This window comes from Arenibaculum sp., assembly GCF_035998295.1.
GTDB lineage: Bacteria > Pseudomonadota > Alphaproteobacteria > Azospirillales > Azospirillaceae > DASYHS01.
Genome location: NZ_DASYHS010000026.1, coordinates 1 through 24824 on the forward strand (window position 1 = coordinate 1; position 24824 = coordinate 24824).

A 24824-nucleotide genomic window follows, 5' to 3' on the forward strand; every position below is an offset into this window, starting at 1 on the left:
GGTCGAGGATACCGCCGTGGGCGGCGCCGTCGAGGAGCCCAGCGTCGTGATCGAGGACGCGCTCGAGCAGACCGAGGAGGCCATCGAGGCCGTTCCCGACGAGCCGGTGACCTCCCAGTAAGGCCGGCCAGTAAGGCCGGCGCAGGCCGCCCCGGTGAACGGGGGCCGGCGGAGGCGGGTCAGGCGATCAGCCCCCGCTCTCCGCCGGCACCTGCCGCGCCGGGGGACGGGGGCACGACGACCCAGCCCTCGCCGCCGCCCTGGAACGAGGCGGACCCGGTCAGGCCCAGCCCGTCGAGCGTGACCGTGAACAGGTTCTGAACGTCCTGCCGGATCTCCGCCGGCAGGACGTCGCGCGTTCGCAGGATCAGGTCGAACCGCTTGTCGCGCACGAGACCGTCGAACTGCATCTTTCCCAGCGCGCTCAGGTCGACGTCGATCAGGAACCGGCGCGCCTTGCCGCCGCTGCGCTCCGTGCCGTCCGTCTCCTCGTCGTCGGACCGGCGCACGAAGAGCTGGATGCGCGCGATCGCCTGCCCGTCGGAAAACGGCAGCGAGTAGGCGCGCCAGTCGCCCGGCAACGGCTCCGCCGCCTGCCGGGACAGCGTCTTGAAATCATCCTCCAGCGCCGACATCGCCTTGCGGTTCGTGGTCTCCAGCGCCTGGGCCGCGCGCTCGCCGATCCAGCGCCGCGCGTCTCCGCCCTGGCGCACGGCGCCGGTGAAATGCGCGATGGCGCCGGCCAGGCGCGGTCCCGCTTGCGGCAGCACGGCGGACATCAGCGCGCGCGTCCCTCCCGGGTCGGCCTGGGCCAGCGCATCGAGGGCATGGCGCAGGCTCGGCCATTCGCCGCCGTGCAGCGGGCTGAAGGCCGCCGGGGGCGGGGCGGCCGGCAGCGCGATCGCGACCACCGTGCCGGGCGGCAGGACGGCGCGCGCCTGCACCACCAGCGGCCCGTTGCCCGACGCCAGGATCGTCTGTCCGCCTGGGGACGTGCCGGTCACTACGGCTTGGAGCACCGGGCCGGGCGGGGGAGGGGCGGCAGGCGCCGGCGCGGCGGCGCCCGACGATCCTGCCGCCGCGCCGGGAAGCCGCAGCACGTGGAGGTCGACGGGAGCGCCCTGGCGCAGCCCGGACGCGGGCAGGGTGGACGCCGGGGTCGCAGGCTGCGTCGACGGCTGGATTGGGGCCGGGGCCGGGGAGGCCTGCGGCGCCTGGGATAACGGCTGCGGCCGCACCGGCACCGGTAGTGGCGCCGGCGCGGCTCCGGCGGCGGGCATGGCCGCCCTCGCCGGAGTCGCGGGCGGAGGGGACGATGGCGGAGGAGACGAAGGCGGGGGGGCCGCGCCGCGCGCGGGCGCCTGGGTGCCTTCCGGCACGGTGGCGGCGGGCGGCGGGGCGGTCGGGGATGCCTGGGGCGCCGGCGCCTGGGGAGCCGCCGCGCGGGCGCCATAGGCGGCCGCGGCGCTGGCGGCGGCGCCGGGTGGGGCGCCGGGCGGAACATGGTGCGATGGCGTCGCGGGCGCGGCCGCGGGCTGTGTGACGGGCGGTTGCGCGGCGGCGACGATCGTCGCGGCGACGACCGTTCCGGGCCGCAGCGGCGCCTGGGGAGGCGGTTGCGCCGCCGCCTGCCCCGCCGGGGGCTGGAGGCCCTGGGCCTGGGGGATCTGGGCCTGAGGGATCTGGGGCGGAGCGGCCTGCCCCTGGACCGCCTGCCCCTGGACCGCCTGCCCCTGGACCGGCGGCGCCTGGAGCGCGACGAAGGCCTGCGCGCGGGTGGGGGGATTCCCGGCCGGGATCTGCAGCGTCACGGGCCGGTCGGCGGGCAGCGGCACGGTGGTCCGCAGCACGATCTCGCCCATCGGCGTGCGCAGCCGTACCAGCCCGCCGGCCGTCTCGCCCGTGGGCGTGCCGGTCAGGACGGCCGGCCGGGTCAGATGGGCGAGGCGCTGGGGAAGCTGCTCGATCTCCACCTCGCCGACGGCCTGGGGCGCCGGGCTCGCCGCCTGCGACGCGGCGCCGGCGCCGGAACTGCCGGTGCCGGCCGGCGCTACCGGCGGTGGCGGCGCGACCCCGGCCATGCCGGCCTCACTGCGGGGCGAAGAGGCGGCGGGCGACGGCTTCCACGTCTCCGGCCGCGTCGGCCCCCGGCGAGCGGAGCAGCAGGGGGCTCTGGTTGCGGATCGCGTCGCGGACCCGGGGGTCCCGCCGGATGATGCCGGCCAGCGGGGGCGAGAACTTCAGGAAGTTCTGGCATGCCTTCAGGATGGTGCCGTAGGTCCGTTCGCCCTCGCGCACGGAGCTGGCCATGTTGACGACGACGCGCAGGTCCGCGTTCGGGCTCGCCGCGTGCGTGACCTTGATGAAGGCGTAGGCGTCGGTCAGCGACGTCGGCTCGTCGTTCGTGACCACCAGCGTGATGCCGGCCGGCCCGGCAAGGTGGCGTACCGTCCGGTCGACCCCCGCGCCAAGGTCGACGACGACGGCATCATAGGAGCGGGCGACCTCCACGAGGTCCCTGCGCAGCTCGCCGAGCCGCGCCGGCGTCAGGTTGGCGAGGCTTCCCGAGCCCGACCGCCCGGCGATGATGTCGAAGCCGCCCTCGGCGAAGCGCTCCGCCGCGGCGGCCAGCGGCAGCGTGCCGTCCATCACCGCGCCCAGGTCGTTCCTGGGCATCAGGCCGAGCTGGATGTCGACGTTGGCGAGGCCGAGGTCGCCGTCGAACAGCAGCGTGCGCCTGCCCAGCCGGGCGAGGGCGTGCGACAGGGTGATCGACAGCCAGGTCTTGCCGACTCCGCCCTTGCCGCTGGCGACGGCGACGACGTTATAGCCCCTGAGGGGAATCGCGTTTGTCGGGAGGGCCGGGGACAGGTCGGTCATGAGAAGGTTCCCGTTTGCTTGGCAACGGAGCGTGCCGGCGCGGAGGAGGGGAGCAGGAGTCGTGCCAGGGTGACCGGGTTGAGCGGCGTCAGGCCCTCGGCGACCTTGGCGGTGACGCTGACGTCGGAAAACGCGAGCCCCACCTCGTGGGTGACCGCGAGCAGCCCGCCGAGCCGCCGGGTCATGTCGAGGCGGGTGACGAGCAGGCGGCGCACGCCGAGCCGATGGAAGCAGCGCGCGACCTCCGCGGTCTCGACCGGATCGCCGCCGCCCGGAAGCACCAGGATCGGCTCGACCTCGACCGCGCCCAGCAGCTCGGCGAGGTCGTCCATGTCGCCGGCGTCGAAGGGGTTGCGGCCGGCGCTGTCGATCAGGACCTGCTCGACGCCGCGCTGCACCTCGAGGGCGTCCGCGAGCGCCAGCGTGTCCTCGACCGCCAGCAGCCTCAGCTTCAGCAGGCGGGTGAACGCCTGAAGCTGCTCGACCCCGCCGGCGCGCACGGTATCGGTGGTGATGACGCCGACCAGCTGCCCCTTCAGGGTCGCCCGCGCGGCGAGCTTGGCGACCGTCAGCGTCTTGCCGGCGCCGGGCGGGCCGACCAGCATGATCGGCTTGGGCGCCGCCGCCGCGGGCAGGGGGGCGAAGGTGAAGAGCGTGTCGAGCCCGGCGCCGAGCGCCAGCAGCGGATCGTCGGTGTCGAAGGCGGTCGCCGCCTCGACGATGCGCTCGGCCACGGCGCGCGGCGTGCCGTGGCGCCGCAGCGCGTCCGTGATCGCGTCCGCGACGTCGATCTCGGGCGTGGGATGGACGCTGGGCGGCAATGCGCGGCGGGGTTCGACCGGGGCCGCGGGCGGGGCCGGCGCCGCGGGCCCCGCCTCGTCGATGGCCGCCGTGACGCGCACCCCGCCTTCCTCCTCCCGCGTGGCGACGATGATGGCATCGTCCCCCAGCGCGGCCCGGACGGCGCGCATGGCCTCCGCCATGCTCGGTGCGTGAAAGCTCTTGAGCCGCACGTCAGGGTCCTTTCAGCGCCATGGTCAGATCTGCCCCTGCGTTCGGATCTTCGCCTTCGGATGGATCTCGTTCTGCGACATCACGACCGTGGCCGGCCGGAACCGCTCGACGATCGAGCGCACGTAGGGGCGGATGCCGGGGCTGGTCAGCAGCACCGGCGTCTCGCCCATCATGGCGTGGCGCTCGAAGGTCTGGCGGACGGCGGTGATGAACTGCTGCAGCCGGCTCGGCGCCATGGAGAGCTGGCGCTCCTCGCCGTCGCCGACCAGCGCCTCGGCGAAGGCCTGCTCCCATTCCGGCGACAGCGTGACCAGCGGGATGAAGCCGGACTCGTTGGTGTTGGCGTCGGAGATCTGCCGGGCGAGGCGCGTGCGCACGTGCTCGGTGATCATGGTGATGTTGCGGGTAAAGCCGCAGGCCTCCGAGACGCCCTCGAGGATGGTCGGCAGGTCGCGCACGGACACCCGCTCGGAGAGCAGGTTCTGCAGCACGCGCTGCAGCCCGCTGACGGTGATCTGGGCCGGGATGACGTCCGCGACCAGCTTCTGGTGCACCCGGTCCAGCTCGTCGAGCAGCTTCTGCGTCTCGGCGTAGGACAGGAGCTCGGACATGTTGTCCTTGATCACCTCGGTCAGGTGGGTGACCACGACGGTGGAGGGGTCGACGACGGTCAGGCCCTTGAACAGGGCCTCCTCGCGGTAGGCGGGGTCGATCCAGGTCGCCGGCAGGCCGAAGGTCGGCTCGGTCGTCTGCTCGCCGGGCAGGGTGATGGCGTCGCCGCGCGGGTCCATCACCATCAGCATGTTGGGACGGATGTCGCCGCGCCCGGCGTCGATCTCCTTGATGCGGATCACGTAGCCGTTGGGCGGGAGCTGCAGATTGTCCTGGATGCGGACCGAGGGCATCACGAACCCGATCTCGCCCGCGAGCTGCCGGCGCAGGCCCTTGATCTGCTCGGTCATGCGCGCGCCCGGCTGGTCGGCGTTGATCAGGCTCAGCAGCGCGTAGCCGAGCTCCAGGCGGACGAGGTCGATCGAGAGCGCGGTGGCGATCGGCTCGTCGGCGACCGGCGCATGGGGCAGGGCCGCCGCCTCCGCCTCGGAGGCGCGGGTCTCCGCCGCCTTGCGCGCACGCATGCGCGGCAGGTACCAGGCCCCGGCGCCGGCCGCGGTCGCGAGCAGCAGGAACGGCACGAAGGGCATGCCCGGCAGCGCCGCCAGCGCCAGCAGCAGCACCGAGGCTAGGCCGAGCGCCGTCGGATAGGTCGTGAGCTGGCCCAGCACCGCCTTGTCCGCGCCCTGCACCCCGGCCTTGGAGACGAGCATGCCCGCCGCGACCGATACGATCAGCGCCGGGATCTGGGACACGAGGCCGTCGCCGATCGTCAGCGTCGCGTAGGTGTCGGCCGCCTCCATGAACGGCATGTCGTGCCGCGCGAAGCCGATCACCATGCCGCCGATCACGTTGATGAAGGTGATCACGAGGCCGGCGATCGCATCGCCGCGCACGAATTTCGACGCGCCGTCCATGGCGCCGAAGAAGGTGCTCTCCTGCTCGAGCTCCCGCCGGCGCCGGCGCGCCTCCGCCTCGTCGATCATGCCCGCCGACAGGTCGGCGTCGACCGCCATCTGCTTGCCCGGCATCGCGTCCAGGGTGAAGCGCGCCGCGACCTCCGCGATGCGCCCGGAGCCCTTGGTGATGACGACGAAGTTCACCAGCGTCAGGATCGCGAACACGATGATGCCGATGATGAAGTCGCCCTGCATCACGAAGTCGGCGAAGGCTTCGATGACCGCGCCGGCCGCGTCCGTCCCCTCGTGCCCCTGGGACAGGATCAGGCGGGTCGAGGCGAGGTTCAGGGCGAGGCGCAGCAGCGTCGCGATCAGCAGGATCGCCGGGAAGGAGCTGAACTCCAGGGGCTTCTGGATGAACAGCACCGTCATCAGGATCATCACCGAGAAGGTGATCGAGATCGCGAGCGACATGTCCAGCAGGATCGCCGGCATGGGCAGGATCAGCACGACCAGGATCAGCACCAGGCCGAGCGCCAGGCCGACGTCGCCGCGCAGCAGCTTCGTCTTGGCCAGCGCCAGCAGGTCCGCCCCGCCGAAACCCGCCGCGCGCCCTCCCGTACCGTCGGTCATCGGCCGGCTCTCCCGCGGGTATGCGGCACGCTATGCGGGGATGCGCTCACGGGAACGCCCGGTCGGGCTCGCCCGGCAGGGGCACGGGGACCCCTTCCTGGCGGTACTGCTGGAGCTTGTTGCGCAGCGTCCGGATCGAGATGCCGAGGATGTTGGCGGCATGGGTCCGGTTGCCGAGGCAATGGTTGAGCGTCTCGATGATCAGGTCGCGCTCGACGTCCGCGACCGTGCGCCCGACCAGCGAGGCGACGGTGCCGGCGGTCACGGCGTCTCCCGCGGCGTGCGCGGGTTCGGGCGGCGGCGTCATGATCCGGCCGCCCGCATAGGCCGCGTAGCCGGCCGCCGCCCGGCCGGCCCCGGCGGGGACGGGGGCGGGCTGCTGCCAGGCCGGCTCGGCCATGGCGCGGGGCTCCGGGACCGGGTCGTCGGGGCGGGTGTCGCCGGTCAGCATGATGGCGTCGGGCTCGATCGTGGCCCCGCGCGCGAGCAGCACCGCGCGATGGATGGTGTTCTCCAGTTCGCGCACGTTGCCCCTCCAGTGATGGCGGATGAGGAGGTCGACCGAGGCGTCGGCCAGCGGCCTGTAGGGCAGGCCGTTGAGTTCGCTGTACTTGTGCGCGAAATGGGAGGCGAGCACCTGGACGTCGTTGGGCCGCTCGCGCAGGGGGGGCAGGCGCAGGTTGACGACGTTGAGGCGGAAGAAAAGGTCCTCGCGGAAGCGCCCCGCGCGGACCTCCTCCTCCAGCTTGCGGTTGGAGGTCGCGAGGATGCGGATGTCGACCCTGACCGGCTGGGTGCCGCCGACCCGGTCGATGACCCGCTCCTGGATCGCGCGCAGCAGCTTCGCCTGGAGGCGGATGTCCATCTCGGAGATCTCGTCGAGCAGCAGCGTGCCGCCCTGGGCCTCCTCGAACTTGCCGACCCGCCGCGCCACCGCGCCGGTGAAGGCGCCCTTCTCGTGGCCGAACAGCTCGGATTCCAGCAGGTTGTCCGGGATCGCCGCGCAGTTGACGGCGACGAAGACGTGGTCGGCGCGCCGGCTCTTGCGGTGGATGTAGCGCGCCATCAGCTCCTTGCCGGTGCCGTTCTCGCCGGTGATCAGCACCGAGGCGTCGCTTGGCGAGATCTGGTCGGCGAGGCGCAGCACCGACGCCATGGCCGGGTCGCGGCTGACGATCGCGTGGCTGTCCTCGACCACCGCCTCGAGCACGGCGGCGATCAGCTCCGCGTCGGGGGGCAGCGGGATGTATTCCTTGGCCCCCGCCCGGATCGCCCGCACCGCGGCCTGGGCGTCGGTGCCGATGCCGCAGGCGACGACCGGCGTGTTGATGCGCTCCGCCTTGAGGCTGTCGACCAGGCGCGCGACGTCGAATTTGACGTCGATCATCACCAGGTCGGCGCCCCGGCCGCCCCGCAGCGCATCGAGCGCCTTCTCCACGCTGTCGGTGTGCGAGACCTTCGCTCCGCGCTGGTGGGCGATCCTGCCAGCTTCCGAGATGTAGCCTTCGAGCAGGCCGACGATCAGCAGCCGCATCCTAACCTCTCGCCTCCGGTACGATCGGGGCTTCTATGTCCGCGCGGCCGCTCACGACCGGTCGGACTTGATGATTTCGGTCATGGTCACGCCGAGGCGGTCCTCGACCACGACGACTTCGCCGCGCGCGACCAGCCGGTTGTTGACGTAGATGTCGATCGCCTCGCCGACCTTGCGGTCCAGCTCCACGACCGCGCCGCGGCCGAGCTTCAGGAGCTGGCTCACCTGCATCGTGGCCTTGCCGAGCACGGCCGAGATCTGGACCGGGATGTCGTAGACCGCCTCCAGGTCCCGGGTGGCGGGGCCCGACGGGTCGAAATCCGCGAGGTCTCCCCGACCGCCGTTCTCCAGTTCGTCGAGCGAGAAGCTGTCCTTGGTCGCCATTAGGCTCTCCTGAGAAGGTGTCGGGGGGCCGAAGCCGTCACGGCTCAGCCCTCGGCCATCGTCGTGGGCGGCACCGCGGCCGCATGCGCGCGGGCACCGCCGCCCGCCTGCCCGGCCGTCCCGCCGCCGAGCAGGCGGCCGGCGATGCGGTCCAGGTCGCGCCACAGCCGCTCGGCTTCGCGCTCGGCGCCGCCTTCGGCCCATTCGACCCGGCAGTCGCCGTAGCCGAGCGTCGGGTCGGCGAGCACGATCGTCTTGCCGGCGAAGCCGCGCGCCGTCGTCAGGGCGTCGATGCGCCCGGCGATCTCGTCCAGCATCTCGTCGTGGACGCGCACGACGAGGCGGGGCTCCTCGATCATCTCGGCGACGCAGTCCTCGATCATCGCCTCGACCTCGGCCAGGCCGTGCCGGCGCGCCTGGGTGGGCAGCAGCTTGCGGGCGATCGCCATCGCGATGCGCGCCGCCTCGTCGCGCCGGTCGGCGGCGGACGCCTCGGCCTGGGCGAGCATGGCCAGGAGCGCCGCCTCGGCCGCGGCCAGCACGTCCGCCAGCCTCTGCGCCGCCGCCGTCTCGGCCGCCGCCTTGCCGGCGGCGAAACCGTCGGCGTAGCCGTCCTCGTGCGCGCGCAGCAGCTCCTCGCGGCTGAAGGTCGGCTCCGGCGGCGGTGCGGGCTCGGGCTCGGGTTCCGGCACCGGCGGCGGTGGCGGTGGCGGCTCGAGCTCCTCGCGGCGACGGGTCGGGTCGTCGAAGGAGGTGTCGAAGAGGAACTTGCGGGTCGTCGACATGCGTTGTTCCGGCGGCTCCCGGCGGGGTCAGGGACTGCGGCGGGTCAGGGACTGCGGCGAGGTCAGGGACTGTGGCGGGCGGTCGTCAGGTTTCCTGGTACAGCCAGTTGCGGATGATGGAGACCGCCTCCTCGGGATGCTTGTCGACGATCTCGCCGACCTTGCGCATCGAGGATGCCCGCACGCGCCCTTCGACGCGGTTGATGTCGATCATCTGCTCCAGCTCCTCGCCCATGGCCGCTTCCTCGAGCGCCAGGTCCTGGGCCAGCGCCCCCGGACCCATGAGCTGCGGCTGTGCCGTCGACTGGTCGGTCAGCAGGCGCTCGGCCTCGTCCTCCGGAGAAACCTCCTGCGCACGTTCGAAGGCGCGCGCCATCAGCGGCCGGATCACCAGCAGGATCACGAGCATGGCGACCACCGCGAGCACGACCATCTCCGCGATCCGGAAGACGTCCTCGCGCGCCATGCCCAGGATGGTCGTGTCGCCCGCGTCCGCGAACTCGGCCTCGGGGGTCGCGAAGCGCATGTTCACGACCTCGATCGTGTCGCCGCGCGCCGGATCGGCGCCGACGGCCGAGCGCACCAGCGCCTCGATCTGGGCCAGCTCCTCCGGCGGGCGGGCCTGGTACTCGGTCTCGCCCTCGGCGGTCCGGTTGTAGATGCCGTCGACCAGCACGGCGACCGAGAGCCGGCGGACCTGCCCCGTCTCGCGGACGTGCTCCCGGATCGTCTTGCTGATCTCGTAGTTGACCGTCTCCTCGGTCCGGTTGCTGCGGTTCTCGGCCTGCGCCCCGGACCCGAGCGCGTCGTCCTCGGCGGTCGGCAGGTTGTTGGCCACCGTCACGGCGTCCAGCGCGTCGCGCTCGTTCGACTGGTTGCTCTCCTCGACGGTCTGGGTCGAGCGGACGACCTGGCTGTCGGGGTCGAAGATCTCGGAATTCGTGACGACGCGGTCGAAGTCCAGCTCGGCCGAGACCTCGGCACGGACCTTCCCGTAGCCGAGCGTGCGCGACAGCAGGTCCTCGATGGTGCGGGTGGTCCGCTGCTCGAAGGCGAGGCGCTTCTCGTCCGCGGTCGCCATCAGCAGTTCGCGGCTGTCGGCGCCCATGCCGCGGGCGAGCAGGCTGCCGCGGTCGTCGACGATCGAGACTTGCGATGGTTCGAGTTCCGGCACCGCCGCGGCCAGGAGGTGCTGGATCGCCGCGATCTGCTCGCGCCCGATCTGCGCGCCGGGACGCAGCCTGAGGAAGACGCTGGCCGTGGCCGCCTGGCGGGTGCGGCTGAACATCTCGCGCTTGGGCAGGACGAGGTGGACGCGGGCCTGCTGGATGCCGGCCAGGGTGCCGACGGTGCGGGCCAGTTCGCCCTCGAGCGCGCGCAGATGGTTGATGTTCTGGATGAAGCTCGTGGTTCCGAAGCCTTCGGGCTTGTCGAAGATCTCGTAGCCGAGCGACCCCCCGCTCGGCAGGCCGGCCTCGGCCATCACCATCCTGAGCCGTCCGACCTGGTCGGACGGGACCGAGATGGTCGTGCCGTCGGCGCTCGCTTGGTACGGGACCTTCAACTCGTCCAGCTTGCGGACGATCGCCCCGCCGTCGGCGCTCTCGAGCTCGCGGTAGAGCAGGGAGAATTCCGGCGAGGACAGGCGCGTCGCCAGGTACACGAAGAAGCCGATGAACGCGAGCCCCACGATTCCCATCGCGGCAAGCCGCACCGGTCCGAGATTCCGCAACGTCTGCAGGAGGTTGTTCACGCGTCTCGTCCCCGAACCGTATCGGACCCGGCCGTACCCGCCCCGACCCGCGCGACGGTTCCGCCTCGCGGATCGCGGCCGAGAGTTCGAGCCACCGACCGTTGTGAATCCTATGGATTCTTCGTGAATGAACGGTTAACGAGGCGGCAGATTTTGCCTAGTTCCCGTACTGTACCGGCCGGCGCTACCGTATCGCGTGCGTCCGCTTGGCCGGGAACGCGCGGTACGGGCTCAGGAAGCAGGGCGTACGGGCGGGCGCGTGCGCCGGTATCACTCCGCCGCCGTCGAGGACGAGGGAATGATGCCGGACTTCTCCGCGGAATTGCGGTAGTCCTGTAGCCGCGTTGCGCGGAGCCCGCGGACGCCATGGCTGTCGATCAGGCGCTGCCAGGACAGGAATTCCTCGACCGACAGGGTATAGCGGCGGCATGCCTCCTCGAGGCTGATGAGGCCGCAACGAACCCCGGCGACGACTTCCGCCTTGCGCCGCATCACCCAGCGCTTGGTGTCGGGGGGCGGCAGGTCCGCCTCCGTCATCAGCATCGTCCCCTTTCCGCCGGCCGCGTCCGCAGCCGGTTCGTTACTCGTGGGCGTCATCAGACCCGTTACCTCGCGCCGTTTTCTCCCTCATCGGCTTGGAGCGTGACGATACCCGCAGCAGTTTAATAAACTGCTAATTTGCACGTCATCGCCTATCGAAAGAGGTAGGGGCGTGGAGCCGAGTATCTGCCTGGAGAGTTGTGTCTGCAAGACCGGCCCCATTCTTCCTGGTTGAATATCAATGCGCCGCACCCGTAGCCGCGCTGCCCGGTGGGCGCGCGGTCGCGGAGCGGGCCTCCCGATCTTTCGGGTTAGGCCGCACGGAAGAGGTGGAGATACACCATGATGGGAATGTGTTCCAGCCCCATCTGAGCCCGGCTTCGGTGCTCGGCCGCGTTGTCCGTCGGGCGTGTCCCGCACGCCGCACTGTCCGGACCGGCCGGAAAACAAAGGTTAAGGTTCGGTTTCCCGATCGGTCGGGACCGGGGAAAAAAACTTGACGGTGGTTAAAATTCGTTACACTATCTTTAGGAGCATATCCTGACGGATCGCCCGATGATCGAAGCCCTCGGAGCAAAGCAGCAGGAAGCCTCGGCTCTGCGTGCCGTGGCTCCGCAAGGTGTCGTGCAGCCGGGGGATCCTGCCGATCTCCCGGGGCCGGCGACGGGCGCCGCGGTCGCGGGGGCGGGCGCCGGCCCGTACTACAGCCCGGTCGTCCGGCTCGACGCCGAGACCCAGCGGACGGTGATCACGTTCCGCGACGTCGCGACCGGCAAGGTCCAGACCCAGTACCCGTCCGAACGCCAGCTCGAGGCGTACCGCTCCTCGTTGCGCCAGCAGAAGGTGCGGGAGGCGGAGGCTGCGCAGCGCGATTCCGGTGGTGAGCCGAAAGGTCCCGCGGCGGCGGTCCCGCGCACGGGCGACGACCGGCGGGATGCCGCGACCGTCGTCGCTTTCGGCATGCCGTCCGCCGACGGGCCGGTGGGCGGGGTCGACCCCGCGGCCGGTCCGGACAAGCCGCGCGGAGACCAGGCGCGCCTCGCTGCCGTGACCGCCTGATCGCTTAACCGATCGAGTGGGTTCCGTTTCCGCCTCGGCCGGCGGATGCCGGCCCGTTTCCGCCTTCCGGCGGATGCCGGCCCGTTTCGGCCGGGCCGGCGATGCTCAGCGGTTCCGGCCCGACCGGCGGGCCACCACTCCAGCCATGAAGTTCAGGACGACATGGGCGGCCACGTGCGCCGTGAAGTCCTGGGTGTCCAGTGGCGGGCTGACCTCGTTGACGTCGATGCCGACGGTCGGCGCCGAGAGGGCGATCTCGAATACGCCGTCCATGACCTCGTGGGGAAGGAGGCCGGCCGGATTGGGAACGCTCGTGCCCGGCGCATGGGATTGGTAGATGGCGTCGATATCGACGGATATGTAGACGCCCCCGGTGTTCCGTGTCGCGTGCGCGATCGACCTCGCGATCGTTTCCCGCCATCCCGCCCGCCGGATCTCGTACGGCGTGAGCACGAGCACCCCCTTCTGCTCGGCGTCGGCCGCGTAGGCCTCCGAGTAGATGGGGGCGCTGATGCCGAGCTGCACCGCACTTCCATAGTCGATCACATCCTCGAGCGTCTTCATCCAGTGTCCGGAATGTTCCTTTCCCGGCACCGGCGGGCGGGCATCGAAATGCGCATCGAAGACGATGACGCCCAGCCGTCGATGGCCGAGCCGGTCCTGAAGGCCGCGGACGATCGGGTCGGCGATCGAGTGGTCCCCGCCCAGGCACACGACGGTGTCGCCCGGATCGATCTCGGCCACCGCCCGCCGGATGTTCGCGTAAGTGGTGGAGAGGTCGTGCACGACGTCGACGTCCCCGTGGTCCACCAGCCCCGCTGCCGCGAGGGAGATGCGCTTGTCGGTGCAGTAGAGGCTGTAGGTGTTGAGCGCGGCTCGGATCGCTGCCGGCCCGTGCCGCGTACCGGCGCGGTGGCTCACTGCGTAGTCCATCGGGATGCCGAGGAAGGAGAACCTCGGCCCTTCGGGCCGAGGGCTCCCCGGTCGGGCCCAGCTTTCGGCGATCCAGCGGACGCTTTCGTCCTGGACGACCTGCGTGCTCATGTCAGGCGACCCCGGCCGGCGTGGAGCGGACGGTCTCGATGGCGCGCTTCGTCACCGGGTCCTCGCCGTGTCGCTGCTCCCATTTCTCGTAGTCCTCGATCTTGCGGTCCATGCCCGAGGAGTCGATCCCCTGCCAGACCCGCTCGCGCAACAGGCAGAACCCGTTCTGGAGCGGCTTGCGCACCCGCGCGGCCCATTTGGAGGTCCAGATGTCGGCCAGGCTGTCCCGCCGCAGATGCCCCAGCAGCCGTCCCAGGCCGTTGCAGTCGTAGACCTCGCCGAACAGGTTCACGAACAGGCCGACATTGACCTGGCGGCGCCGGTAGCCCCCGGCCATGGGGCGGCTCGGAACGTATTCCAGGCCGTACTCATCCTCGTCGATCCGCTGCAGCCGTCCGAGCAGCTCGTTAGACCTCTCCTTCTCCAGGATGACCTTCTTGTGGTCCGCCATTCCTTCGGGGATCAGCGTCATGATATAGTTGTGGACGTTGTTGTCCCTGCACCACCGGAACACTCTCTCGATTTCCTCGAGGTCGTGGTACTTGGGTGTCACCACCATGTCGATCGCCAGGCGGGTGGGAATCGATTTGTTGAAGCCCCGCTCCACGAGCATGTGCAGCGCTGCGGTCGCCTTGCTGCCATATCCCTTGACCCCGACCATGCGGTCCTGGGTCGTCTGGTCGGACGAGTTGAACTTGATGAAGATGGTCGCGCCGAGCCGGTAGAGCCGGTCGATCGCTTCCCGGTCCAGGTGGTAGCCGCTGGTGAAGAGGACGGGGATCATCTCCAGGTCGTGGATGTATTCCATGACCTCCCAGAAGCCGGGATCGATCATGGGCTCGCCGGCACCGGGGAACTCCACGGTTGTCGCGCCGAGCGCCTTGGCCTGTGCGATGACCGACTTGCGATCCTCCGTGGTCAGCTCGGTCCGGTTCGGGACTTCGTTGAACCGGTCCGGGGTCCGGTCGCAGTAGAAGCATTTCAGCTTGCATTCGCCGGTGAAGTCGAGGTCGAGATGCAGCATTCGGTTCTCGGCGAGCGCACGGCTCACCGTCTCCTCGCAGTAGTCCGTTCCCACAGCCCACAAGTTTTCGATGCGCTCCTGCGCGGCGATGATGTGCGGCAGGCCTCGGCCGGAATTGGATGCTATGCTCATCTCAATCTCCCGTACAAGTTGTGGTTTCGGTTGAGCGCCATGCGGCTGGACGGCCAGGGGCGCGAACGAACTCCTTTCAGGTTGCCGTGGAGCGCTCCGGAACCGAACTGGGTTCGGCCGGAGCCGGCTCTTTCTCGTCGCGTTTCTTGAGGTAGAGGATCGCCGCCAGGATGAGGCCGATACCGGCGATCTGGGCCGCCTGGAGAGCCTCGCCGACGAGGATGAAGGCTGCGATCGCCGCGGCGATCGGGTCGAGCATGCCGATCACCGTCGCTTGGAACGCGGGGACCGTCTTCAGCCCGAAGATGTAGAGCCAGTAGGGCAGCACGGTTGCGAAGACCCCGATGAAGATCAGGTAGCCTATCGTTTCCGGATTGAAGCTGGCCGTGCCGACGGTCATGGCCGGAGTGAAAAAGCCCCAGAAGACGGCTGAAACGCCGAAAGAATAGAACGTCATCGTCCAGGAACTGAGCTTCCGCTCATGGCCGCGGTTGCCCCAGATGTTGTAAAGGGCGAAGGAGGCTCCGCACAGGAGGCCCGCCATCACGCCCCAGAAGTTCTCGTGGAAGAATTCGGCGTCGTATCCGCCCGCCAGCAGGAAGCATCCCGATATGGACAGGGCCAGCACGATCGAGGTCGCCTTGTCCAGGCGGGACGTTCCCGCCGCGATGCCGAAGACCAGGACGAAGACCGGTGCCGTGTACTCCAGCATGATCGCGACGGCGACGCTCGTCAGGCTGATCGAAAGATAGAACGTATAGTTCACGGCCGACAGAAGCAGCCCGAGACCGAGGAGATAGGGTATGTCCTTGCGCGTGACCCTGAGGCTGAAGATACCCAAGCCGCCGAGAGCGGCGAGGACGCCGAAGGCGACGAACGCCCTGAGAATCGTGAGGTCGAGCGGGGTGATGTCGGCGTGGAACAGCATCTTGGCGACGGCCCCGGCCACGCCGAACAGTATCGACGCGACTATGATGCTGAGATAGCCGCTCATCATTGATCGGGACTCCGTAACCGCCGCCGAATTGTTCCGCCACGCCGCACGGGTCCGTCTTGGCACAATGGTCTGGCCAATTGATCGGAGAGCGGGAACGTAGTCTCGGCAACTGTCGAAACGCTGCGATCCGTCGGAATTCGGCGTCGAGGTATCGCGCTTCCAAGCAAACGGTTACATGCTTGCTTTCGGGAGTCAACAGAATAACAGTGTTTCCGTAAGGAAGCTTACGGAAACACGACCGAAAGTTTTATACGAATACCGTTGTTCATTTGGCTATCCGGTTCGGCCGGACTACGTGACGACCGTCTCCGCCGCCGGCATCGGATGGCTTCCCAGCGCGACGTAGCGGGTGTCCGGCGCCATCGCGAGGCGTTCCGGGTCGAAGTTGTTCCAGAAATCGTAGACGAGCCCGGGCCGCGCCATCCGCGCGGAGAGCTGCGACAGCGGCATGCCCGCGAAGACGGCGTGGTTGTTGTGCACGATGACGACCTGCGCCCCCTCGAACGCGTCCGGCAGGCTCGGCATCGCCACGAGGCCGAGCGCCTCCTGCTCTGCCGCCGTCACCACCGGGTCGAAGCCCCGGTACTCGGCCGCCGGCAGGTGCGTGCGCAGCGCCTCGATCAGCGGCACGACGGTCGAGCCGCGCAGGTCGTTGGTCTCGGGCTGGCCCTTGAAGGCGAGGCCCAGGATCGCGATCCTGGTCCTGCCGGCGCCGGCCGGCGCGGCGGCCTCCTCGACCCGGGCCGCGATCCAGGCCGCGACCTCGGTCATCAGGCGTTCGTTGATCCGCCGCGTGGCGCTCGTGATCTCCGGCACGAGCCCGTGGCCTTCCAGGCTCTCGATCAGGATGTGCGCGTCCTTGGAGAGGCATGGCCCGCCGACCGGCCCCGGAAGCGGCACGTTCGTGCGGGGATAGCCGAGCTTGCCGAACTTTATCACCTCCGCCGCCGAGACGCCCACGGCGCCGCACATGCGCGCGACCTCGTTGGCGAAGGCGAAGCCGACGTCCCGGCTCGTGTTGTCGATCAGCTTGATCATCTCCGCCGTTTCCGGGTCGCGGACCCGGATCACGGTCGGGGTGATGGCGTTGAACACCTGCGACAGGCGGGCCGCTCCCTGCGGCGTCATCGCGCCGACGATCTGGGGCAGGTGGGCGAGTTCGTAGAGCGCCTTGCCTTCGAGCGTGCGCTCCGGGCAGAAGGCGAGGTCGAAGCGCCGGCCCGACGCCTCCAGCGCCGGCAGGACGACGCTCCGGCTCGTGCCGATCTTGACCGTCGAGCGCAGGACGACCGCGTCGCCGTCCTTCAGTCGCTCCGCGATCTGGCCCGCGACGCGCCGGACCATGTCCAGCCGGACCCGGCCGTCCCCGTCGAGGGGCGTTCCGACGGTCACGATGTACAGGCTGATCGCCGGGTCCCGCGGCATCTCGGTGTCGGCGACGATGCGCCCGGCCGCGACCTGCAGCGCCAGGCGCTCGTCCAGCCCCGGCTCGAAGAAATGCGCGCGGCCAGAGCGGATCGAGGCCACGAAGCCGGGGTTCAGCTCGCAGCCGCTGACGCGGAAGCCGGCCTCCGCCATGACGACCGCCAGCGTCAGCCCGACATAGCCGAGCCCCACGATGCAGACGTTGCGGTCGGGGCTGCTCTCGTCGACGGCGAACATTCGATCTCTCCCTCTCCGGACGGGCCGTTCAGATCCTGCCCGCCGCGACCTCGCCCCGGACCCAGGCCACCACTTCGCGCACGCTGTCCTCCACCGGCACCTCGGCCCGGAAGCCCAGGACCCGCTCGGCCTTCGCCGTGTCCGGGACGCGCATGCGGACGTCGTGCTCGAAGGGCGGGTCGCTGACCCAGCGGAAGGGCTCGTCCCCGTTCACCTCGCGCCAGACCATCCCCGCGAGCTCGAGCACCGTCGTCGGCGTCGCGGTCGAGATGTTGAAGTCGTCGTTCAGCGCCTCGGGGCGCTCGATGCACAGGCGGATGCCGCGGGCGAGGTCGGTGCCGTGCGTGTAGCAGCGCACCTGGGTGCCGTCGCCCAGCACGTGCAGCGGCTTCTGCCCCTTCAGCGCCTTCTGGGCCAGGTCGGGCAGGACGTGGGACATCGCGAGCTTGACGTTGCCGCTCGACACCTCGCTCTCGCCCAGCGCCTTGCCCTCGCCGATGCCGACGCAGTTGAAGGGGCGGACGATCGTGTAGGGCAGGCCGTACTGGCTGAGCGCCGCGCGCGCGTAGTACTCGACCGCGAGCTTCTGGAAGCCGTAGCTGCTGACCGGCGGCGGCGAGGCGAGCACGTCCTCCTCGCGGCTCGGGAAGCGCTCGGTGCTCTCGAACACCATGCTGGAGCTGAGCACCGTGATCTTCCGCAGCCGGCCCCGCCGGTGCGCCGCGATCGCCGCGTCGAACGTGCTGGCGGCGATGCGCTCGTTCTCGGCCAGCAGGTCGTAGGCGTACTGGTGGAAATAGGAGATGCCGCCGATCATCGCGGCCCCGGCGACGAGATGGTCGCAGTCCGAGGCGAGCTCCGTCATCAGCGCCACGTCCTTGCAGTCGCCGCGCACGAACCGGTAGCCCGGCTGCCCGTCATGCGCCTTCTGCAGCGGCCCGTATTTGGAGAAGTTGTCGATGCCGACGACCTCGTGCCCGTGGCGCAGCAGCTCGGCCACCACGTATCCGGCGATGAACCCGCCGGCTCCCGTAACCAGTATCCTCATCGTCCCACCTTGCGATCCTACCAGTCGCGCCCGTCGGGCAGCCCGAGGGCGAAGCCGACCAGCGTCCGCCACACGATCCCGGGCGCGTAGTTCCCGTCCATCCAGCGCCGCGCCGCGCCGGCCATCCGCAGCCGCGCCTCCTCGTCCTCCAGGAAGAGCCGGACGGCCGCGTCCAGCTCGGGGGCCGAGGCGAAGGGGACGTAGTGGACGAAGGGCACGAAGAAGTTCGGCGTCGCCGCGTTCGCCTCCTCCAGCAGCACCGACCCCGCCAGCACGGACTCGAAGACCCGCCCGGTCGTGATGTGGGTCGAGAGGTTGCGGCCCGAGAAGTTCAGCGAGATGCGGCTGCCCATCAGCGCGTCGGCGTAGCGCTGGTAGTCGGCCGCCGCGTTCAGGTCGCTCGCCCCGTGGTTCGAGGCGGTGACGGCGACTGGCGTGCCGAGGCGCTCCATCAGCAGCAGCCAGACGCTGCGCGTGAAGTTGTAGCCGGCGACGCTGCCGAAGAAGCGGGCGCCGCCGCGCTCGCCGGGGCGGTCCCCGTCGTAGAAGGACGGGTCGAAGGGCGTGGGCAGGTTCAGGTGCCGGCGGTCCGGGACCGGCGCGCCGTCGAACACCGCGGTGCTCGACGTCCACCAGCCGTCCGCCAGCCCGCGCGAGGCATCGAGCGCGCGCCGCGCCTGCCCGGTCCAGGCGTCGGGATGGAAGCCCACCAGCTTGAAGCGCAGCCGGCGCTTCAGGTCGCCGAGGACGGCGCGGTAGGTCTCCGGCCCGAACAGCTCCCCCGAGGCCGGCGGCTCGCAAAGGGCGTCGAAGACGACGATGTCCGGGCGCAGGTCGTTGATGGCGGCGACGCAGGCGTCGAGGGTCGCCGCCTGCTGGCGCCAGCCCTGGCCGTAGGGCATCACGAGCCCGTCGCCTTCGACCATGTGCAGGGTCACGCCGGCCGCGGCGGCGGTGCGCCGGAACATCATGTACAGCTCGTGCTCGCGCGAGCTGCGGCTGTAGTTGAAGTAGCGGCGCATCACCATCAGCACGGTGACGCCCCGCATGTCGGGCGGCGCGCCGAGCCGGGCCTCGTGGCCGGCGCGGCCGAAGGCCGGTGCCGGCAGCTCGCCGCGCTCCCAGGCCAGGGCGCTCGCCTCCAGCTTCGCGCGCAGCGCGTCGACGGCGGCGCGGTCGGCGGGTGTGCCGGCGCCGGCCGCGCGGGCCGCGAACGGGTGCGATGCGACGCACAGGTCGAGCAGCCGCTCCGCCGTTTCCGTCCGGCCCTCCCTGTGGTGCTCGCACAGGCGCAGGTAGAGGCGTTCGAAGAAGGGTTCGGCCTCGGGGACCGCCGGCAGCCCCTGCTCGGCCAGCGCGCGCCGCAGGGCGTCGAGGGCGGCCGCGGCCCCGTCCCGGTCGCCGCCCTCGGCGCGCGCATGGGCGAGCCGCAGCAGGTGGGAGGGGTTGCCCCGCTCGACCTCGGCGACGCGGCCGAACAGGTCGCGCGCGAGGTCCCAGGCCTGGAACCGGTACGCGATGTCGGCCATCTCGACCAGGCAGGGGAACACGCCGGTGCCGGCGCGGATGCATTCGCCCAGCAGGTTCAGCGCGTCTTCCGGCCGGTTGATCTCCGCGAGGTGGCGCGCCACCTGCCGGTAGACCGCAGGGTTCATCGCCCGAGCCTCGGGTTGCGCCAGCTCTGCAGCCCGTCGATGAACCGGAACGAGCCGTAGGGGGTCTCGTTGACCTCGTGGCACAGGAAGCAGCGCCCGAGCGTCCAGCCATGCAGCGCGAACAGGGCGCACAGCCGGCGCTCGACCTCGGGGTTGTGGGTGGCGACGTGGATGCGCGCCACGTTCCGGTCCAGCGCGTCGATCGCGTCCGACAGCACCTCCAGCTCGGCGCCCTGGATATCCATGTCGATCAGGTCGACCGGGCCGTCGATCAGCTCGGCGAGGCGCAGGGAAGGGACCCTCTCGATCGTGACGTCGGCACCCTCCGACGCCCGGACCGTCACCTGCGACGTGCCGTTCTGGGCCAGGTAGCCGTCCAGCTCCGCATGGCGGAACACGGCGGCGCCGTAGTCCTGGTTGACGGGGATCAGGATCGGGCGGCCGTCATTGGTGACCCCGGCATGGAGCAGGCGGTGCTCCTCCGGCGCGATCCCGTTGTCCCTGAGGTTGCGGGGGATCAGCGAGAAGCGCATCGAGCTCGCCTCGACGGCGGTGAAGCGGCACTCCACCGGGCCGCCCCGCCGCCGGCGTGCGGCCGCCGCCGCGTTCGCGATCCAGCGCCCGTAGCCCGCGCCGACCTCGATCATCACGAAGCGCTCGCGCGCGCCGTCGATCGCCTCCAGCAGGTCGATCCACTCGAAATAGTCCTCGCTGGAGCGCGAGGGCAGGGTGGGGTCGGCGTCGTGCTCGGCCGAGCGGCCGGACGACATCACGCCCTGCGTCGCTTCCAGCCCGAGGCCGGGCGCGATCTCCGCCAGCCGGCGCTCGTAGGCATGGCGCACCTTCGCTCCCATGAAGTTGTGATGGAAGGTGTCGTCGTCGAACGCCGCCATGCGCTCGAAGCGGTCGAAGACGGGGTGGTGCCCGGCGGCGTTCCTGAGGTCTGACATCATGCGTTCCCGGCGCCGCCGCGCGGCGTGAATCCCGGTGGGGATGATGCGGGGGCGTCGGTAAACGAGACCTTAAGGGGCAGGGCCGGAAGGGGCAGGGCCGGGCGTCGTCACTCCGCCTGCCGGCGCAGCGCCTCGTGGTGGCGGATGACTTCCTGGATGATGAAGTTCAGCAGCTTCTCCGCGAAGACCGGGTCGAGCCTGGCGCTCTCGGCCAGCGACTTGAGGCGGGTGATCTGGTTGGTCTCGCGGCTCGGGTCGGCAGGCGGCAGGCCGGATGACGCCTTGATCTCGCCGACGCGCTGGGTGCATTTGAAGCGTTCCGCCAGAATGTGGATCAGCGCCGCGTCCAGATTGTCGATGCTGTCGCGCAGCCTCAGCAGCTCCGCCGGGACACCGGGGGCCGTATTCTTGTCGTCCATATGCGTCATACCTGTTTGAACCACCGTGCCGGGCCGGCGCCCGGCACGCGTGAGTGTTGCAAACTCGCGCGGAAATGGCACGGATTAAGGTGCCGGCGGGCGGCCGGCGCTCACGCGTTCAGCATGCACCAGCGTTGCCACATCCGGCGCAGCGCCAGTTCCAGCTTGCGGGTGAAGCCCGGCAGGTCGAGCAGGGGGGAGGCCGCCATTATCGGGCGCAGCGTCCGCCGGTAGTGTTCCAGCCGCGCGGGGTCGTCGGCCAGCGCGTCGGCGAGCGCCAGGTAGCCGTCGCGGTCGGACGCGGCCAGTTCCGGCACGCCGATCGCGCTCAGATGCGACAGCGAATGGCGCGAGCAGAAGCGCTCGCCCGCCCAGGTCACGACGGGCACCCCCATCCACGACGCCTCCAGCGTCGTCAGCCCCCCGGAATAGGGGAAGGGGTCGAGGGCCAGGTCGACCTCGCCGTAGGTCTCCAGGAGCTGGCGGTGGAAGGCGCCGGGCCGCAGGTCGAGCTGGTCCGCGGCGACGCCGTGACCGGCGAACGCGCGCTCGACCCTCTCGCGTCCCGCCCGGGTGCCGAGCGCATGGGTCAGCATCAGCAGCCGGCGGTCGGGCCGGCCCCGCAGCAGGCCGGCCCAGGCCGCGATGACGTCGTCGTTGACCTTGGCGAGGTTGTTGAAGCAGCCGAACGTGACGAAGCCGTTGCGCCGGAACGGGGGCGGCGCCACGTCCGGCGCATAGGCCGGCGGGTCGTAGCAGACGTAGCAGTCCGGCAGCCGCACTACCGCCTCCGCCGTGCGGCCGTCATGCCCGGGCGGGCTCTGGCACGCGTCGGAGATCAAATAGTCCATCGCCGACAGCCCGGTCGTCCCGACATAGCCGGCCCAGGTCGCCTGCACCGGTGCGGCCTTGACCGCGAACACCGGCAGGCGGTTGCCCTGGGTGTGGCCGGCGAGGTCGATCAGGATGTCGATCCGGTCGTCGCGGATCCTGTGCAGCAGCTCCTCGTGCGGGGTCGAGGCGCAGGCGATCCAGTGGTCGGCATGGCCGCGGATGAACTCCGTCAGCGGGTCCTCGTCGGCGCGGCTGCTGTAGCAGAAGACCTCGAACGGGCCGCGGTCGTGGTTGGCGATCACGCCCTTCAGGAAGAAGCCCACGGGGTGCTGGCCCAGGTCGGGCGAGACGTAGCCGATGCGCAGCCTGCGGAACGGGTTCGCCCGCGGGTCCGGCGCCGGGGCCAGCCAGCGCCGGCCATGCCGTTCGTCCCACAGCCGGTGGACGGCCAGGATCCGTTCGGCCGTGACGCCGGGATGGTACTGGAGGTTCAGGGCGAGGTTGCTGTGCAGCGAGGTGTGGTAGGGCGAGAGGAACAGTGCCCGCTCCAGCGCGCGCACGCCGGCTTCAGCTTGTCCGAGATTGCACAGGCCCACGCCCAGCGAGTTCAGCGCGAACGGATGCGCGGGGTCGAGCAGCACCGCCTGCAGGAAGCAGTCCTGCGCCGCCTCGTTCTCCCCCTTCATCGACAGCGTGACGCCGAGATGGTGTACCAGCGTCGCGTCGAGGGGATGGATCGCGATGCCGCGGCGCGCCAGCGCCACCGCCTCCTCGAAGCGCCGCCGGTCGCGCAGCGCCGTGGTGACGCCGCGGCAGAGCTCCGGGTCGAGCACGCCCGGCGCCAGCGCCAGCGCCGCGTCCACCGCGGCCGCCGCACCCTCCGCGTCGCCGGTGTCCAGGCGGAGCTGCGCCGCCAGCCGCCAAAGCTCGTCCGCCTCGGGCGTCAGCGCCAAGCCCGCCTCCACGGCTTCGAGTGCTTCGGCCGGCGCCCCGGCGGAGGACAGCGCGAGCGCCAGGTTGTTCGATGCCCCCCGATGGCCCGGCTTCAGCGCCAGCGCGCGCCGATAGGCGCGGATCGCCGGGGCGAGGCGGCCGAGCGACAGCTCGGCATTGCCGAGGTCGAACCAGGTGTCGGGGTCCGCGGGCACCGCGGCGAGGGCGGCGCGCAGGGCGGCGGCGGCCCCGGCGTCGTCGCCTTCGGCCCGGCGCAGCGCGGCGAGCGCCAGCAGCGGCTCGTCCCGGCCCGGCGTCAGGCCGGCGGCGACCAGCAGGTGCCGCGCCGCGGTCCCGGCATCGCCCTCCTGCTCGGCGGCGAGCGCCAGCAGCCGGTGCGCGTCCGCATTGCGGGGCTCGGCCGCGACCGCCTCGGTGCACAGCCAGCGCGCGATGCGGGGGCTGCCGGCGGCGAGCGCGCGCCCGGCCGCCTCGACCAGCTCCCCGCCGGTGCGGGAGGGTGGTTCGGACATCCGGCCTTGGACGACCCTGCGGAGGACGTCAGGCCGCTTCGGTGGCCTGGGGGAAGTCGCGCATCACCGCGTCGTCGAACTCGATCAGGTGGCGGCAGAGGTCCATGGCGGCCGTGAAGTCCTGCGCGTGCGAGAGCTGCTCGATCGTCGCGAGGCTGCGCAGGATCGGCTGGAGCTCGCTGCGCTCGGCGCGCTGGCTCAGCAGTTCCAGCAGCTCGTCCCGGTAGGCCGCGTAGTTCTGGGGATCGAGGTTCATCGCCTGGAGGACGAAGTAGATCCGCTTGGCGACCGTGTCGGCCTTGCCGGCGTCGACGATCAGCTGCTCGCGGGTCAGGACGCGGACGTCCGCCGGCACCTCGAGCTGGCCGGCCTCGGTCAGGCGCAGCGGCACGCTGTTCAGCAGCACGGTCTCGCCGGGCTTCAGCGCCAGGGTCTTCATCTCGATCTTGTCCGTCATGGTGCACGCATCCCCGATGGTCCGAGCCGGCGCCGGAACGCACGGCGCCGCGACCAATAGACGACGGGGATGATGAACATCGTGTTAACCTCTCGCGCGATGGCCGGCATGGAATTACCCGGCGCAGCTGCTATGCTGGCGGAGGCCGGCCGGCGTCCGCCCGGCGGCCGACCATCCTCGCGCCGCGGACGGGACGCCACCCCCGTGAAACTCACCTTCACCCTGCCCAGCCTGTTCCCGGACGTCCTGCACCGGGCGATCCACAACATCAACGAGACGGTCCGCGACATCGACTTCGAGATCGTCGTCGTCTCCCCGTTCCCCGTCGACGGGCCGCGCGTGCGCTGGGTGAAGGAGGAGACGCCGCAGGGAAACTGCCTCGCCCACACCATGGGCTACGAGGCCGCGACCGGCGACATCGTCGCGGCGGTCTGCGACGACGTCCTGCTGCTGCCCGGCGCGGTCGAGCGGGCCTTGTCCTTCTTCCTCGACCGGGAGGGGCGGGCGCATCACTACGCGCTCGGCCTGTCGCCCTATTCGCAGACGATGGGGACCGTCTTCGGCATCTATTATCCCTATTTCCCGATGCTGCGCCGGAAGACCATCGAGGAGATCGGCGGCTATTACCGCCCCTGCTTCCGGGCGCATTTCGGCGACGTCGACATCGGGATGCGGGTGTGGTCGGCGGGCGGGCGCTGCGAGGTGACGCCTTTCCCCGTGCTGCACTTCATGGAGGCGCACGAGGACTTCAGCGCCACGCTGCGCAACGAGACCCAGCACCGCGACATGGAGACGTTCCTGTCGTTCTGGGGCGAGAAATACGGCCAGGGCTGGGACCAGGCGGAGGTCTGGCAGTTCAACCTCGACATGAACAAGACGCTGCAGCTCTTCCTCAAGGAGGAGCATACCGTCAACTTCAACCATCCCATCGTCCGGGCGATCTATCACCGCGTCCACACGAACCTGGCCGACCGGGAGGTCTTCCTGCATATCGGCCGGCCGAACGGCTCCGATGGCCGGACCTGACCCGCGGAAGGAGG

Annotated in this window: 21 protein-coding genes; 2 read left to right on the top strand and 19 right to left on the bottom strand. The window is 70.6% G+C overall.

Annotated elements, in window-relative coordinates; genetic code table 11:
• Positions 1 to 179: 179 nt before the first annotated feature.
• The 9 genes from VGO20_RS02440 to sciP form a co-directional block, all read right to left on the bottom strand.
• Positions 180 to 2081, bottom strand: a complete 1902-nt coding sequence (locus VGO20_RS02440; RefSeq protein WP_327500693.1) for a hypothetical protein — start codon at positions 2079 to 2081, stop codon at positions 180 to 182.
• A gap of 7 nt (positions 2082 to 2088) precedes the next feature.
• Positions 2089 to 2880, bottom strand: coding sequence for a MinD/ParA family protein (locus VGO20_RS02445; protein ID WP_327500694.1), 792 nt, complete (start codon positions 2878 to 2880; stop codon positions 2089 to 2091).
• Positions 2877 to 3851 (bottom strand): flagellar biosynthesis protein FlhF, encoded by a 975-nt coding sequence (locus VGO20_RS02450; RefSeq protein WP_327500695.1) that lies wholly within the window; start codon positions 3849 to 3851, stop codon positions 2877 to 2879. The genes VGO20_RS02445 and VGO20_RS02450 overlap by 4 nt, the downstream gene beginning before the upstream one ends.
• Positions 3852 to 3917: 66 nt before the next feature.
• Entirely contained in the window at positions 3918 to 6038 is a 2121-nt protein-coding gene (flhA, locus tag VGO20_RS02455) for a flagellar biosynthesis protein FlhA (protein WP_327500696.1), read from the bottom strand.
• 46 nt (positions 6039 to 6084) lie between these two features.
• The gene (locus VGO20_RS02460) at positions 6085 to 7572 is read right to left on the bottom strand and encodes a sigma-54-dependent transcriptional regulator (RefSeq protein WP_327500697.1); all 1488 of its coding nucleotides are present in this window, start codon (positions 7570 to 7572) and stop codon (positions 6085 to 6087) included.
• Between the two features lie 51 nt (positions 7573 to 7623).
• Positions 7624 to 7956 (bottom strand): flagellar motor switch protein FliN, encoded by a 333-nt coding sequence (gene fliN / locus VGO20_RS02465; protein WP_327500698.1) that lies wholly within the window; start codon positions 7954 to 7956, stop codon positions 7624 to 7626.
• Between the two features lie 44 nt (positions 7957 to 8000).
• On the bottom strand, positions 8001 to 8741 hold the full coding sequence (locus VGO20_RS02470) for a FliH/SctL family protein (RefSeq protein ID WP_327500699.1): 741 nt from the start codon (positions 8739 to 8741) through the stop codon (positions 8001 to 8003).
• 85 nt (positions 8742 to 8826) lie between these two features.
• On the bottom strand, positions 8827 to 10494 hold the full coding sequence (fliF, locus tag VGO20_RS02475; RefSeq protein WP_327500700.1) for a flagellar basal-body MS-ring/collar protein FliF: 1668 nt from the start codon (positions 10492 to 10494) through the stop codon (positions 8827 to 8829).
• A 270-nt stretch (positions 10495 to 10764) separates the two neighbouring features.
• Positions 10765 to 11091, bottom strand: a complete 327-nt coding sequence (gene sciP, locus VGO20_RS02480; RefSeq protein WP_327500701.1) for a CtrA inhibitor SciP — start codon at positions 11089 to 11091, stop codon at positions 10765 to 10767.
• 498 nt (positions 11092 to 11589) lie between these two features.
• Here sciP and VGO20_RS02485 point away from each other — a divergent pair, with 498 nt between their 5' ends.
• Positions 11590 to 12093, top strand: coding sequence for a FlaG family protein (locus VGO20_RS02485; RefSeq protein ID WP_327500702.1), 504 nt, complete (start codon positions 11590 to 11592; stop codon positions 12091 to 12093).
• A 105-nt stretch (positions 12094 to 12198) separates the two neighbouring features.
• Here the strand turns inward: VGO20_RS02485 and VGO20_RS02490 are convergent, their stop codons facing one another.
• From VGO20_RS02490 to VGO20_RS02535, 10 genes are all read right to left on the bottom strand, one after another.
• Entirely contained in the window at positions 12199 to 13137 is a 939-nt protein-coding gene (locus tag VGO20_RS02490; protein ID WP_327500703.1) for an agmatinase family protein, read from the bottom strand.
• Position 13138: 1 nt separating this feature from the next.
• Entirely contained in the window at positions 13139 to 14293 is a 1155-nt protein-coding gene (locus VGO20_RS02495; protein ID WP_327500704.1) for a radical SAM/SPASM domain-containing protein, read from the bottom strand.
• A gap of 76 nt (positions 14294 to 14369) precedes the next feature.
• A complete protein-coding gene (locus VGO20_RS02500) occupies positions 14370 to 15290 on the bottom strand; it encodes an EamA family transporter (protein WP_327500705.1) in 921 nt (306 codons plus the stop codon).
• A gap of 291 nt (positions 15291 to 15581) precedes the next feature.
• Positions 15582 to 16952 carry a nucleotide sugar dehydrogenase gene (locus VGO20_RS02505; RefSeq protein WP_327500706.1) on the bottom strand — a complete coding sequence of 457 codons (1371 nt, stop codon included), beginning with the start codon at positions 16950 to 16952 and terminating at the stop codon, positions 15582 to 15584.
• Between the two features lie 28 nt (positions 16953 to 16980).
• On the bottom strand, positions 16981 to 18000 hold the full coding sequence (locus VGO20_RS02510) for an NAD-dependent epimerase/dehydratase family protein (RefSeq protein ID WP_327500707.1): 1020 nt from the start codon (positions 17998 to 18000) through the stop codon (positions 16981 to 16983).
• A 17-nt stretch (positions 18001 to 18017) separates the two neighbouring features.
• Positions 18018 to 19655 carry a glycosyltransferase gene (locus VGO20_RS02515; protein ID WP_327500708.1) on the bottom strand — a complete coding sequence of 546 codons (1638 nt, stop codon included), beginning with the start codon at positions 19653 to 19655 and terminating at the stop codon, positions 18018 to 18020.
• Positions 19652 to 20608 carry an FkbM family methyltransferase gene (locus tag VGO20_RS02520; protein ID WP_327500709.1) on the bottom strand — a complete coding sequence of 319 codons (957 nt, stop codon included), beginning with the start codon at positions 20606 to 20608 and terminating at the stop codon, positions 19652 to 19654. Before VGO20_RS02520 ends, VGO20_RS02515 begins: the two co-directional genes overlap by 4 nt.
• A 107-nt stretch (positions 20609 to 20715) precedes the next feature.
• A complete protein-coding gene (locus tag VGO20_RS02525) occupies positions 20716 to 21027 on the bottom strand; it encodes a chorismate mutase (RefSeq protein ID WP_414639769.1) in 312 nt (103 codons plus the stop codon).
• 110 nt (positions 21028 to 21137) lie between these two features.
• Positions 21138 to 23327 carry an O-linked N-acetylglucosamine transferase family protein gene (locus VGO20_RS02530; protein ID WP_327500711.1) on the bottom strand — a complete coding sequence of 730 codons (2190 nt, stop codon included), beginning with the start codon at positions 23325 to 23327 and terminating at the stop codon, positions 21138 to 21140.
• Between the two features lie 28 nt (positions 23328 to 23355).
• The gene (locus VGO20_RS02535; protein WP_327500712.1) at positions 23356 to 23784 is read right to left on the bottom strand and encodes a flagellar biosynthesis repressor FlbT; all 429 of its coding nucleotides are present in this window, start codon (positions 23782 to 23784) and stop codon (positions 23356 to 23358) included.
• Positions 23785 to 23988: 204 nt separating this feature from the next.
• Here VGO20_RS02535 and VGO20_RS02540 point away from each other — a divergent pair, with 204 nt between their 5' ends.
• A complete protein-coding gene (locus tag VGO20_RS02540) occupies positions 23989 to 24810 on the top strand; it encodes a glycosyltransferase family 2 protein (protein ID WP_327500713.1) in 822 nt (273 codons plus the stop codon).
• The last annotated feature ends 14 nt before the right edge of the window (positions 24811 to 24824 follow it).

What these genes read in the sequence shown, in the direction of transcription:
- VGO20_RS02530 (WP_327500711.1), bottom strand. Translation starts at nt 23,327, where the DNA reads ATGTCCGAACCACCCTCCCGCACCGGCGGGGAGCTGGTCGAGGCGGCC.
- VGO20_RS02440 (WP_327500693.1), bottom strand. Translation starts at nt 2,081, where the DNA reads ATGGCCGGGGTCGCGCCGCCACCGCCGGTAGCGCCGGCCGGCACCGGC.
- fliN (WP_327500698.1), bottom strand. Translation starts at nt 7,956, where the DNA reads ATGGCGACCAAGGACAGCTTCTCGCTCGACGAACTGGAGAACGGCGGT.
- VGO20_RS02450 (WP_327500695.1), bottom strand. Translation starts at nt 3,851, where the DNA reads ATGCGCGCCGTCCGGGCCGCGCTGGGGGACGATGCCATCATCGTCGCC.
- VGO20_RS02515 (WP_327500708.1), bottom strand. Translation starts at nt 19,655, where the DNA reads ATGAACCCTGCGGTCTACCGGCAGGTGGCGCGCCACCTCGCGGAGATC.
- VGO20_RS02525 (WP_414639769.1), bottom strand. Translation starts at nt 21,027, where the DNA reads ATGGACGACAAGAATACGGCCCCCGGTGTCCCGGCGGAGCTGCTGAGG.
- VGO20_RS02500 (WP_327500705.1), bottom strand. Translation starts at nt 15,290, where the DNA reads ATGATGAGCGGCTATCTCAGCATCATAGTCGCGTCGATACTGTTCGGC.
- VGO20_RS02520 (WP_327500709.1), bottom strand. Translation starts at nt 20,608, where the DNA reads ATGATGTCAGACCTCAGGAACGCCGCCGGGCACCACCCCGTCTTCGAC.
- VGO20_RS02460 (WP_327500697.1), bottom strand. Translation starts at nt 7,572, where the DNA reads ATGCGGCTGCTGATCGTCGGCCTGCTCGAAGGCTACATCTCGGAAGCT.
- VGO20_RS02445 (WP_327500694.1), bottom strand. Translation starts at nt 2,880, where the DNA reads ATGACCGACCTGTCCCCGGCCCTCCCGACAAACGCGATTCCCCTCAGG.
- VGO20_RS02510 (WP_327500707.1), bottom strand. Translation starts at nt 18,000, where the DNA reads ATGAGGATACTGGTTACGGGAGCCGGCGGGTTCATCGCCGGATACGTG.
- VGO20_RS02495 (WP_327500704.1), bottom strand. Translation starts at nt 14,293, where the DNA reads ATGAGCATAGCATCCAATTCCGGCCGAGGCCTGCCGCACATCATCGCC.
- flhA (WP_327500696.1), bottom strand. Translation starts at nt 6,038, where the DNA reads ATGACCGACGGTACGGGAGGGCGCGCGGCGGGTTTCGGCGGGGCGGAC.
- VGO20_RS02490 (WP_327500703.1), bottom strand. Translation starts at nt 13,137, where the DNA reads ATGAGCACGCAGGTCGTCCAGGACGAAAGCGTCCGCTGGATCGCCGAA.
- sciP (WP_327500701.1), bottom strand. Translation starts at nt 11,091, where the DNA reads ATGACGCCCACGAGTAACGAACCGGCTGCGGACGCGGCCGGCGGAAAG.
- VGO20_RS02470 (WP_327500699.1), bottom strand. Translation starts at nt 8,741, where the DNA reads ATGTCGACGACCCGCAAGTTCCTCTTCGACACCTCCTTCGACGACCCG.
- VGO20_RS02485 (WP_327500702.1), top strand. Translation starts at nt 11,590, where the DNA reads ATGATCGAAGCCCTCGGAGCAAAGCAGCAGGAAGCCTCGGCTCTGCGT.
- VGO20_RS02505 (WP_327500706.1), bottom strand. Translation starts at nt 16,952, where the DNA reads ATGTTCGCCGTCGACGAGAGCAGCCCCGACCGCAACGTCTGCATCGTG.
- VGO20_RS02535 (WP_327500712.1), bottom strand. Translation starts at nt 23,784, where the DNA reads ATGACGGACAAGATCGAGATGAAGACCCTGGCGCTGAAGCCCGGCGAG.